General features: G+C 65.6%; 16 protein-coding genes. 11 read left to right on the top strand and 5 right to left on the bottom strand.

The features are described from left to right. Positions 1-213 (bottom strand): GcrA family cell cycle regulator (locus P1X14_RS07505; protein WP_277314711.1); only part of this gene is annotated, 213 nt, incomplete at its 3' end. A 51-nt stretch (positions 214-264) separates the two neighbouring features. Between P1X14_RS07505 and P1X14_RS07500 the strand changes: the two genes are divergently transcribed. Continuing rightward, the gene (locus tag P1X14_RS07500) at positions 265-1,110 is read left to right on the top strand and encodes an ABC transporter permease (RefSeq protein ID WP_277314710.1); all 846 of its coding nucleotides are present in this window, start codon (positions 265-267) and stop codon (positions 1,108-1,110) included. Here P1X14_RS07500 and P1X14_RS07495 read toward each other — a convergent pair. From P1X14_RS07495 to P1X14_RS07480, 4 genes are all read right to left on the bottom strand, one after another. Beyond that, positions 1,107-1,826 carry a hypothetical protein gene (locus P1X14_RS07495; protein ID WP_277314709.1) on the bottom strand — a complete coding sequence of 240 codons (720 nt, stop codon included), beginning with the start codon at positions 1,824-1,826 and terminating at the stop codon, positions 1,107-1,109. The genes P1X14_RS07500 and P1X14_RS07495 overlap by 4 nt on opposite strands. Positions 1,827-1,911: 85 nt before the next feature. Then, a complete protein-coding gene (locus tag P1X14_RS07490) occupies positions 1,912-2,526 on the bottom strand; it encodes a tail fiber protein (protein WP_277314708.1) in 615 nt (204 codons plus the stop codon). 40 nt (positions 2,527-2,566) lie between these two features. Then, complete coding sequence (locus P1X14_RS07485) at positions 2,567-3,178, bottom strand: tail fiber protein (RefSeq protein WP_277314707.1); 612 nt, start codon at positions 3,176-3,178, stop codon at positions 2,567-2,569. Between the two features lie 65 nt (positions 3,179-3,243). Next, positions 3,244-3,846 (bottom strand): tail fiber protein, encoded by a 603-nt coding sequence (locus tag P1X14_RS07480; protein ID WP_277314706.1) that lies wholly within the window; start codon positions 3,844-3,846, stop codon positions 3,244-3,246. Positions 3,847-4,127: 281 nt separating this feature from the next. On the opposite strand from P1X14_RS07480, the gene P1X14_RS07475 reads away from it, so the two are divergent. From P1X14_RS07475 to queE, 10 genes are all read left to right on the top strand, one after another. Continuing rightward, entirely contained in the window at positions 4,128-5,324 is a 1,197-nt protein-coding gene (locus tag P1X14_RS07475; RefSeq protein ID WP_277314705.1) for an aspartate aminotransferase family protein, read from the top strand. 37 nt (positions 5,325-5,361) lie between these two features. Then, positions 5,362-5,535 (top strand): hypothetical protein, encoded by a 174-nt coding sequence (locus P1X14_RS07470; RefSeq protein ID WP_277314704.1) that lies wholly within the window; start codon positions 5,362-5,364, stop codon positions 5,533-5,535. After that, entirely contained in the window at positions 5,532-6,452 is a 921-nt protein-coding gene (gene argF, locus P1X14_RS07465; protein ID WP_277314703.1) for an ornithine carbamoyltransferase, read from the top strand. Before P1X14_RS07470 ends, argF begins: the two co-directional genes overlap by 4 nt. Before the next feature lie 5 nt (positions 6,453-6,457). Further along, positions 6,458-6,916 (top strand): hypothetical protein, encoded by a 459-nt coding sequence (locus P1X14_RS07460; RefSeq protein ID WP_277314702.1) that lies wholly within the window; start codon positions 6,458-6,460, stop codon positions 6,914-6,916. A gap of 49 nt (positions 6,917-6,965) precedes the next feature. Next, on the top strand, positions 6,966-7,382 hold the full coding sequence (locus P1X14_RS07455) for a hypothetical protein (RefSeq protein ID WP_277314701.1): 417 nt from the start codon (positions 6,966-6,968) through the stop codon (positions 7,380-7,382). Further along, entirely contained in the window at positions 7,382-7,810 is a 429-nt protein-coding gene (locus P1X14_RS07450; RefSeq protein ID WP_277314700.1) for a hypothetical protein, read from the top strand. The genes P1X14_RS07455 and P1X14_RS07450 overlap by 1 nt, the downstream gene beginning before the upstream one ends. 102 nt (positions 7,811-7,912) lie before the next feature. Then, positions 7,913-8,836: an Hsp33 family molecular chaperone HslO gene (locus tag P1X14_RS07445; protein ID WP_277314699.1), complete on the top strand. Its 924-nt coding sequence runs from the start codon at positions 7,913-7,915 to the stop codon at positions 8,834-8,836. A 93-nt stretch (positions 8,837-8,929) separates the two neighbouring features. Further along, entirely contained in the window at positions 8,930-9,328 is a 399-nt protein-coding gene (locus tag P1X14_RS07440; RefSeq protein WP_277314698.1) for a hypothetical protein, read from the top strand. A gap of 185 nt (positions 9,329-9,513) precedes the next feature. Continuing rightward, the gene (gene queC / locus P1X14_RS07435; protein WP_277314697.1) at positions 9,514-10,197 is read left to right on the top strand and encodes a 7-cyano-7-deazaguanine synthase QueC; all 684 of its coding nucleotides are present in this window, start codon (positions 9,514-9,516) and stop codon (positions 10,195-10,197) included. Next, the gene (gene queE, locus P1X14_RS07430; RefSeq protein ID WP_277314696.1) at positions 10,194-10,826 is read left to right on the top strand and encodes a 7-carboxy-7-deazaguanine synthase; all 633 of its coding nucleotides are present in this window, start codon (positions 10,194-10,196) and stop codon (positions 10,824-10,826) included. The genes queC and queE overlap by 4 nt, the downstream gene beginning before the upstream one ends. The last annotated feature ends 3 nt before the right edge of the window (positions 10,827-10,829 follow it).

The raw sequence follows: 10,829 nt of genomic DNA, 5'->3' as shown, positions 1-10,829 counted from the left end.
AGCGGCGGCGGGGGCCGGGGCGGCTGTCGCAGCCTTCACCTTGTTCTCGTTCGGCTTCACCGGCGACGGGCGCGCGGGCAGGCCCAGGCGGTGCGCCTTGCCGATCACCGCATTGCGGCTGACCCCGCCGAGTTCCTCGGCGATCTGCGTGGCGGTCAGGCCGCTGTTCCACATCTTCTTCAGCGTATCGATACGCTCGTCGGTCCAGCTCATGTTCGTCCTTCAACTTGCAGGCGGCGCGGCCAGCGGTTACGCGAACGCGCCATGAGCAACCAGCCCCAAAACGCCGACTCCCAGATCCCCGAATTCGGGGTGCCGGTGATTCGCAACGTAAACTGGGCGGGACTCAGGACCCTCTATATCAAGGAGGTGCGCCGGTTCTTCAAGGTCCAGCTCCAGACGATCTGGGCGCCGGCGATCACGACATTGCTGTTTCTGGTGATTTTCACGGTCGCTTTGGGCGGTGAGGGGCGCATCGTCGAGGTGCAGCACCGGCAGATCCACTTCGCCGATTTCATCGCGCCCGGCCTGATCGTGATGGGCATGCTGCAGAATGCGTTCGCCAATGCCAGCTTCTCGCTGCTGGTGGGCAAGATCCAGGGGACCATCGTCGACTACCTGATGCCGCCGCTATCCACCGCCGAACTGCTGGCGGCGATGACCGGCGGCGCAGTGACTCGCGCCTTCTGCGTCGGCGCGACGGTGTGGCTGGCGATGGCGCTATGGCCGGGCGTGCACGTTACCCCCGCGCATTTCTGGGCGATCCTGTGGTTCGGGCTGCTCGGCTCGACCTTCCTGGCGCTGCTCGGCGTGCTGACTTCGATCTGGGCGGAGAAGTTCGATCATGCCGCGGCCGTGACCAATTTCGTGGTGGCCCCGCTCGCGCTGCTTTCGGGCACCTTCTATTCGGTCGAGAAGCTGGCGCCGCTGTTCCAGACGATCAGCCATTTCAACCCGTTCTTCTATATCATCTCGGGCTTCCGTTACGGCTTTATCGGGGTGGCGGATTCGCCGATCCTGCTTGGCAGCGGCGTGATCCTGGGGCTCGACATCGCGCTGGCCCTGCTGTGCTACGCGCTGCTGCGCTCGGGCTGGAAGATCAAGAGCTAGTCGAGCGACGCTGCCAGCTTGAGCAGCGCCTCGCGCGGGTTTTCGTCCAGCACATCGCCATGACTGACGATGATCCGCTTTAGCTCCGGCTCGGCGGCCCATGCGCGGAAGCGGGCGGCGAGCAGGGTCTTGTCCTCCAGTCCGCGTTTCACCGGACGCGGTACCTGCGGTTCGGTCACGCCGAAGCTGAACAGCCGGCCCATGATGTTCGCGCCGATCCCGTGGGGATGGGCGACATTGCCGATGATGTCGTTGGTCACCAGCGTCACGCCGTCGGCGCGGCGGATGTGCAGGAATGCCTCGTGCTGGCCGGTGCCGGGCACGACGCAGAAATTCACCTCCGGATCGTCGAGGATGTCGTGGGTCGCATCGACCGGCACGGCTTCCTCCACCATCGCGCGGGCGCCCGGCGGCGCGATCACCTTCGCGGCGGGATAGCGGTCCAGCCAGATCTTCGCGTCCAGCCGGTGATGATCGCCGGGCACGATCAGGAAGGAGGGCGCGCCCAGCGCCTCGATCTGCTGCATCTCCGGCTCGTCGAGCGCGATCGCGCTCCAGATTGCGGTGCGTCCGCCCTGCAGCCGCACTACCGTCATCCGCCTGGGAAAGTTTCCCAGCGGCATGGGGATATCGCCCGCGACGGTCAGGATGCCGTCGCCGGCCTCGACAAGCTGTTCATGGGGCTGGACTTCCCATTTCTCGAGTGTCGCCGGCATTCGACTTCTCCTCGCAGGTTCAACACCGCGATGGTCGAATCCGTTCCGCTCCCGGGCCCGCTAGCCCGGGAGCGTACGGTCCGGATCAGTTCCGGCTGGGGAAGCTGCCCGCTTTCACGACACAATAGCGCATCGCCAGATAGGGATCGCGCACCGCCAGCGTGCTGCCGCCGGCCAGATTGTCCAACAGCGTCACCGATCCGCCGTTCATGTTCACGGTCGGCGCGCTGCCATGGGCGTACATCGCCCGGCTCGTGGGGACGGTGGTCATTGCGGTGCCGTTCGGACCGGAAAACTGGGCGGGCGGCAGCGCAGCAATCGTCGTTGCGGTGTGCACATGTTCGGGCAACTGGTTGGCGGTCAGCTGGATCGCTTCCGCACCGGCCTTGTCGCCCTGGGCAAACAGCGCGGTGGTGTTCCCCTGACCGGGAGACACGGCGCCGCGTGAGCGCAGGTCGGGCGTGCTGAAGACGGTGTTGCTCGCCTTGCCATAAGTCTCGCCCAGCAGGATTGCCAGCGCCTGGTTGTTTGCGATCGGCATTTTCACGCCATCGGCCTCGAAACTGCCGGCGGGGCAGAAGCCGAAGGGGACGACGATGATCTCACTGACGTAAAATTCTTCCGTCTGCGCGGCCGCGGAGGGCGCCATAGCAAGCCCGGCAGCGGTGGCGGCGAGGGCGATGAGAGTCGTTCGGATCATGATATTCTCCAGTCGGATTGGATGGTTCGCCGGAACGCGATCATTGGTGGGGAACGACCTCGCTCATCACGACGCAGTAACGGATCGCGGTGAACGGGCTGCGATTGGGGATCGGTGCGTTTCCGCCGGCCGCCTGGGTCAGCACGGTCGCCGCGCCCATCTGGAGGGCCGGCGTGCCGGACGAATAGATGTTCAGCGCGGTCCCCTTGGCGAGCACGCCGTTCTCGGGGTCGCCGCCGGTTGTTCCCGCGGACGGCGCCGTCGTGGTTGCCTTCATGATCGCGCTATGGGTGTGGAGGGCGATGGCCGTGCCCATCAGCACCGTTTCGGTGCCGCCACGCTGCCCTAGCGAATAACCGCCAAGGCCCTCGCCCCGGCCGATGCCGATCGGCGTACGGCCGCGCAGATCGGGGACGTTGAACGTGTTGCCCGAGCCGCCATAGGTATATTGATAGAGGTCGAAGAGCACCGAATAGCTGACCTTCGACAGGCCCTGGCCCTCGGCCGGGATGGTGCCGCTGGGGCAATTGGGCGAGGCCATCATGATGATCTGACCGACAACATTCTGCGCCTGGGCCGGGGCGGCGGCCAGAAGCGACGTAGCGATTGCGAGCGGCAGGCCGGCCCGCCGGAAATGGGTTCGGAAATTCATGGCGAATCCTTGGATTGTGCCGCGCGCGGCGCGCGGACCCTGATGTCGTGAAGCCGTGACGGCGATCAGTTCGGGAAGAGGCCTTCGGTCGAGATGCAGTATCGCACCGCCAGTACCGGCGACTGGACCGTTACCGGTTCGTTGCGGCCGGCCGGCCCGATCGCGACAGTGCCGGGTGCCATCCCGACCGTCTTCTGCGGACTGTTGCTGTAGATCGGCATGTTCGACGGCGTGCCCGCCAGCGTCTTGCCGGCCGGATCGTTGCTGTTGCCCTGGCCCTGAGCGGCCATGATCAGGCCGCCATGCAGGTGGCGGGTCATCTGCTGTTCGATCAGCGGGAACGCGTTGTTTCCGCCCATATTACCGACATTGTGGTTGGTCAGCCCGGTCCCCTGGCCCGCGCCGATCGCGGTCCGGCCGCGCAGATCGGGCAGGTTGAACATGCCGTTGGTGCCGCCAAAGGCCGTGCCGATCACCACGAAGAGCGAGTAATATTCGCCGTTCTGCGACAGCAGGCGGCCGTCCGCGTCCAGCGAGCCGGCCGGGCAGTAGGTTCCGGCCATCAGGAACAACTGGCCGACATAGCGCTGGCCCTGCGCCGCGGCGGGCGCCGCTGCGCACAATGCACCGATCCCGGCAGCGATGCCGAGCAGTTTCCTATATTTCATGGATTGTTCCCCGTTCCGCGGTCCCGGTTCGGCCCGCCTGCATGTACGCCAGAACACGCCGCCCGACTCGGTCGACGCCGCAGGGTATCCCCAAAATGGGTATAACCTGCGCGATATTGCAGCCAATTTGATTGGTATTTCAGATGGCTCGCGCCGACACTTCACAGGTGTTGACGCCCCATGCCCGCCCCTCGTAAACACCCGTTTCAGGGCGGTCCTGTGGGACCGCCCTTGTTGTTTCCGGAGTTTCGTTTCGTTTCAGCCTGAAGGAGTATCGTCCGATGACCATCACCCCGCTCATGCCCGTCTACCCGCGGTGCGATGTGCGTCCGGTGCGAGGCGAGGGCGTGTATCTCTATGGCGAGCGCGGCGAGAAATATCTGGATTTCGCGGCGGGCATCGCGGTCAACGCGCTGGGTCATGGCCATCCGCATCTGACCAAGGTGCTGCAGGATCAGGTCGCGACGCTGATGCATGTGTCGAACCTGTACGGATCGCCGCAGGGCGAAGCGCTGGCGCAGCGCATCGTCGACAACAGCTTTGCCGACACGGTGTTCTTCACCAATTCGGGCGTCGAGGCGATCGAGTGCGCGATCAAGACCGCGCGCCGCTATCATTTCGCCAACGGCAATCCGCAGCGGCACAAGCTGATCACCTTCAAGAACGCGTTCCATGGCCGCTCGCTCGGCGCGATCTCGGCGACCGATCAGGCGAAGATGCGCGACGGGTTCGAACCGCTGCTGCCGGGCTTCGCCTATGCCAAGTTCAACGATCTGGAAGGCGCGCTGGCGCTGATCGACGACGAGACCGCGGGTTTCCTGGTCGAGACGGTGCAGGGCGAAGGCGGCATGACCGCCGGCACCCACGAGTTCATCACCGGGCTGCGCAAGGCATGCGACGAGCATGGCCTGTTGCTGGTGCTCGACGAGATCCAGTGCGGCTATGGCCGCACCGGCAAGATGTGGGCCTATGAGCATTACGGCATCACCCCGGACATTCTGACCGCGGCCAAGGGCATCGGCGGCGGCTTCCCGCTCGGCGCGTGCCTGGCGACCGAGGAAGCGGCCAAGGGCATGGTGTTCGGCACCCATGGCTCCACCTATGGCGGCAACCCGCTGGGCATGGCCGCGGGCCAGGCGATCCTCGATGTGATGCTGGCCGACGGCTTCCTCGAGAATGTCGTCAAGATGGGTGATAGGCTTCGGGCGAGCTTCGAGCAGCTGATCCCGAACCATGATCATCTGTTCGAGGAGATCCGCGGCAAGGGCCTGATGCTGGGCATCAAGATGAAGGACCCGGCGGTCAGCCGCGACTTCGTGGCGCATCTGCGCGACAATCACGGCCTGCTGACCGTGGCCGCGGGCGAGAACGTCTTCCGCGTCCTGCCACCGCTGGTGATCGACGAGGATCACATCGCCGAGTGCATCGAGCGCCTGAGCGAAGGTGCGCGGACCTATAAGGTGGCGGTGGATGCATAGTCGGGCTGCGGCATTCTCCATACTCGCTTTCGGCGGATTGGCACTGGCGCCGCTGTTGTTCGGCATTCTCATGGTGATGAGCAGTCCCGGGGATGTCGGGTCGGGTGAAAGCTGGATGCTTATCATCTTCAATCTGCTGGGCGTCGCCGGCGGCGCGCTCGTCGCCAGCGGCATCTGGATGCTTCGTGCCGTAAAGGGGGACCCGGTGTGACCCGCCACTTCCTCGACCTGTCCGATGCAGGCCCTGACGGCATCGCCGCGATGCTGGCCGATGCGCTTGACCGCAAGGCCGCCCGCGCGGGCTTTCCCAAGGGCAAGGCCGATGCCGACGCGCCGCTCGACGGGCACACGCTGGCGATGGTGTTCGAAAAGAATTCGACCCGCACCCGCGTCTCGTTCGACATGGCGATCCGTCAGCTCGGCGGCAGTTCGGTAATCCTCGACGCCGGCACCAGCCAGCTTGGCCGCGGCGAGACCGTGGCGGACACCGCCCGCGTGCTTTCCGGCTATTGCGACGCGATCATGGTCCGCACCGACGATCATGCGAAGCTGATCGAGATGGCCGACTATGCCAGCGTGCCGGTGATCAACGGCCTGACCGATGCGTCGCACCCGTGCCAGATCATGGCCGATCTGCTGACGATCATCGAAAGCGGCCGCTCGCTGCCGGGCCTGAAGGTCGCGTGGCTGGGCGACGGCAACAACGTGCTCGCCTCGTTCATCGAAGCCGGCGCGCTGATGCAGTTCGATGTGGTCGCGGCCTGCCCGCAGGGTTTCCAGCCGCCCGAGGCCGATGTGGCGCGCGGGCAGGGCCGGGCACGCGTGGTTGGCGATCCGCGCGAAGCGGTTGAAGGCGCCGACATCATCGTCACCGACACCTGGATCTCGATGGGCCAGCTCCACGCCGAGACCAAGCTGAAGGCGATGATGCCCTATCAGGTCACCGCCGATCTGATGGCCGGTGCCAAGCCCGACGCGAAATTCCTCCACTGCCTGCCCGCGCACCGCGGCGAGGAAGTGACCGACGAGGTGATCGACGGCCCGCAATCGCTGATCTGGCCGGAAGCGGAGAACCGCCTCCACGCGCAGAAATCGGTGCTGCGCTGGTGCTTCGGCCAGATCGGCTGACCCTTATGTCGCCGCTGCGCCTCTCGGCCTTCACGGTTCTGGCGGCGGCGCTACTGGTCACGCTCTGGATGGCGCTGGGGATATTCGGGATTTCGCCGACGCAGGGCGATCCTTTCTATCAGGCCGCCAGCAGCCGAAACCAGATCGTCTTTCCGATGGGATTGGCCGCGATTGCTCTGGTCGTCGCACAGGCTGCGTCGACCGGACTCGCAAAGCGCAGGCGCGCCGCGGCGGGCCTGTGGATGATCCTGATCGGCGCCGCGATCCTGCTGGTCTTCACCGGCGCCGAATATTGGGGACATTTGCGCGACGGGCCTCCGATGCGCGTGCGGACGGTAGAATATTCCGAACTCGGCTATTTCCTCGCCTATGGGCTTGGGGTGGGCGCCGCCGTCATCCTGCTGCTCGCGGGCGTTGCGCTCTGGATGAGCGCACGCTTGGCCGGTCGGCGAAATCGCACCTGACGGAAAAGCGGCCCGGGGAACGCGAGTCCATGCTAGGCTGTTGTTGCGGTTGGACCTGACGGGAACGGATATGCGGGCGGCTAGGATTGCGGCGGCACTGATTGTCCTCCTGCTCGCCGCGTGGCTGGTGGTCCATGTCGCCATGCGCAACATCTTCGTCGATCAGACTATCGAGTTCGTCGTGATCGCACTCGCCGCGGCGGTGTTCGCGGCGGGCATGGTCTTCGGACGGAGGTTGCGGACGGGCATTGTGGTGGTGGTCGTCGCAACCATCGCGTTCGCCGCCGGTTCTTTCGCCATGTCCCAGCCAGTTCCGCGCTATCCCCAGGTCGAAATGCATCATGTCTATGGCTTCGCCGCGGCGATGACCGCCATTTGTGTCGGCATCAGCGGCGTTGCGCTGATCGTCGTTTCGCTGTTCTGGAAGCTCATCGAGCGGCTGCGCCCGGCAACGATATCCGCCTGATGCGAGCGGTCCGCGCCGTTGCCTTCGCCGCGCTGGCATTTGCGGCCGCGCTTGCGATCTTCTTCACGATCGGCTGGTTCCAGTTTGATAATCTGGAGCCGGATTCCTTCATTCTCCTGCTCGCGATCCTAGCCTTCAATCTGGCCTGTGTGCCGTGGCTGTCGCGGCGCGGGCCGCAGACCAGGCTGGCCGAGGCGGGCCTCTGGCTGGTGATCTCCGGGGTCGGCATCGGATTCATCCTGATCCTGTCCGGCTTCTGGGTCGACCTGCTGTTGCCCCCGGTGGTCGGCGTGGAAACCGCGATGCACCGGCTCCTGCGCGCCCTCCAGATCCTCATCGTCTTCTCGTGGATTGGTATCGCCACGCTGGTCGTCGGATGGGGGCTTTGGCTGGCGGCGTTCCTGCTCGGCCGCCGCGCCGCAGCCTGAGTTGTTTCGGAAGCGGCGCTTCCTATCTATAGCGCAACCCCGAAAACCCGATCGCCCGAGGGTGTCCGCATGATGCGGGCGCCGGACGGGTGGAGATTTGCCGTGACCGATACCGTGACCAGCCCCGATCTTGACCGTGCCATCGGCTTCACGATCCCCGAGCGTCATGCCCGCGGCCGCATCGTGCGGCTCGGCCCGGTGCTCGATGCGATCCTGCACGCCCATGCCTATCCGCCCGCGATCGAAACGCTGCTGGCGGAGGCGCTGACGCTTGCCGCCCTGCTCGGCTCGACGCTGAAGGATGCCGGTGGCCAGCTTACGCTTCAGGCGCAGACGCAGAATGGCGTGGTGAGCCTGCTGGTGTGCGATTATCGCGGCGGCGAACTGCGCGGCTATGTCCAGTATGATCCGGACAAGTTGGCCGAGGCGGGGCCGAACCCGTCGCTGTTCGCGCTGTTTGGCACCGGCTATCTCGCCGTGACCTTCGACCAGGCAGCCACCAACGAGCGCTATCAGGGCATCGTGCCCCTCGACGGCGATTCGATGGCGGCGGCGGCGGAGAGCTATTTCATGCAGTCCGAGCAGATCCCGAGCCTGATCCGGCTGGGGATGCGGCGCGACGCGTCCGGCAAGCTGGTCGCGGGCGGGCTGTTCCTGCAGCATTTGCCCGAGGGCGAGGTCGGCCGCGAGCGGCTGCACACGCGGCTTGACCATCCCGAATGGGAGCATGTCGAGGCGCTGGGCCAGACGATGGGCGCGGACGAGCTGGGTGACGCTTCGCTGCCGCTCGAGACGCTGGTGTGGCGCCTGTTCAACGAGGAGCAGGAGGTCCGCGTGCTGGGCAATGTCGCGCTCAGCCGGGGATGCCGCTGCGACCCGGAATATATCACCTCCGTCCTGTCCAAGTTCGGCGAAGCGGAGCGGACGGACATGGCCGACGATGATGGATTCATCACCGTCGACTGTGCCTTCTGCGCCACCAAATTCCCGGTGGCCCTGTCCGATTTCACGACACCCACGTTGTAATGTGCCGAAAGCACGCCATATCGATGGGAATTGAACTGGATTATAAGCCGGCCGCAGAGCCGGACAGGGTTCCCCCGGGGGCGGGAGTAGCGAATGGTGCTTAGGCGAGTGTGGCGCCCGGCAGTTGCCGGACTGGTTATCCTGATCGGAGCCGGCGGTGCGGCGCCGCAGCGCGGGCTGCAGGCGCTCGGCACCGTCGAGTCCGGCCAGTGGCTGTTCAAGGAAACCGGCGGCGGTGCCAGCCGGATCTGCATCACCAATGCTTCGGCGCTGCTCCAGCTTCGCCATCCCGGCGCGCAATGCACCCAGGTGGTGATCGAGAACAGCAAGGACGTGGCGGCGGTGCACTATACCTGCCCGGGCCATGGCTATGGCCGCACCACCGTGACCGTCGAAACCGGTCGGCTGGTGCGCGTCGAGACCGCCGGCGTGGTCGACGGCGCGCCCTTCTCGTCCGAACTGGAAGGCCGCAAGACGGGCGCCTGCAACTGACAGGCTGCCCAATTGTGGCGAAATCTTGTTCACGCTTCATTTACCAATGCCGGGCTATACGGGGGACGTTCCTTCGCAGGAACATTCCTCTCTGGCGGGTTATCCCGAACTCATAGGGTCGCTTCGGCGGCCCTTTTTTCTTCCTCACGCTGGACGCGCGCGCAAAAACGGCTAGCCGTCTGGGCATGACTCAGACTTTTGCCGTGGTGCTGGTTTCGGGCGGCCTGGATTCGATGGTGTCGGCCGCGCGTGCGCGTGAGGACGGGCATCGCATTCTCGCGCTTTCGATCGACTACAACCAGCGCCACCATGTCGAACTCGCGGCTGCACGCCGGATCGCGCATCTGCTGGGGGCGGAGCGCCATGTCGTGCTGCCGCTCGATCTGCGTGCGTTCGGGGGATCGGCGCTGACCGCCGAGATCGACGTGCCCAAGACCGGCGTGGGCGACGATATCCCGGTCACCTATGTGCCCGCGCGCAACACCATCTTCCTTAGTCTGGCGCTGGGCTGGGCCGAGGCGGCGGGCGCGCGCGACCTGTATATCGGCGTGAATGCGCTGGATTATTCGGGCTATCCGGATTGCCGGCCCGAATTCATCGCCGAGTTCGAGAAGCTGGCCGAAGTGGCGACCAAGGCGGGTGTCGAGGGCGAGCCGTTCAAGATCCACGCGCCGCTGCAGCACATGACCAAGGCCGATATCGTCCGCGAAGCGGCGCGGCTGGGGCTGGACGCCGGGGTCAGCTGGTCCTGCTACGACCCAGCGCCGGGCGGCGTGCATTGCGGCATGTGCGACAGCTGCCGCCTGCGCTCGCGCGGGTTCGAGGAAGCCGGGATCGCCGATCCGACGGTCTACGCAGCGGCCGTATGACGTACGCCGTCAAGGAGATGTTCCTCACGCTGCAGGGCGAGGGGGTGAATGCGGGCGCGCGTGCGGTGTTCGTGCGCTTCGCCGGCTGCAATTTGTGGACCGGCCGCGAACAGGATCGCGCGATCGCGGTGTGCAAATTCTGCGATACCGAGTTTGTCGGCACCGATGGCGTGGGCGGCGGCAAGTTCCGCGATGCCGAGGCGCTGGCTGATGCTGTGGCGGGGCATTGGGGTGAGGGCAGCGAGGCGCGCTTCGTGGTGCTGACCGGTGGCGAGCCGATGCTCCAGGTCGACGATGCGCTGGTCGATGCGCTCCACGCCTGCGGCTTCCGTATCGCGATCGAGAGCAACGGCACCTTGCCCGCGCATCCCGGGATCGACTGGGTCTGCGTCAGCCCCAAGGCGGGCAGCGACGTGGTCCAGCGAACAGGAGACGAGCTCAAGCTGGTCTGGCCGCAGGACGGCACCGATGTCGAAACGCTGGAAGGCTGGGATTTCAGCCACTTCCTCGTCCAGCCGCTGGACGATGCCAGCGCGCTGGAAAACCAGCAGGCCGCGGTCGATTTCGCGATGGCACGTCCGCACTGGCGCCTGACGCTGCAGACGCACAAGATGCTGGGATTGCGTTAGATT

The sequence above is a fragment of the Sphingomonas sp. AOB5 genome, from assembly GCF_029433115.1.
In the GTDB taxonomy this organism is placed as follows: domain Bacteria; phylum Pseudomonadota; class Alphaproteobacteria; order Sphingomonadales; family Sphingomonadaceae; genus Sphingomonas.
The sequence above is the reverse complement of the archived record's forward strand: the minus strand, read 5'-3'. Positions and strand labels throughout refer to the sequence as shown.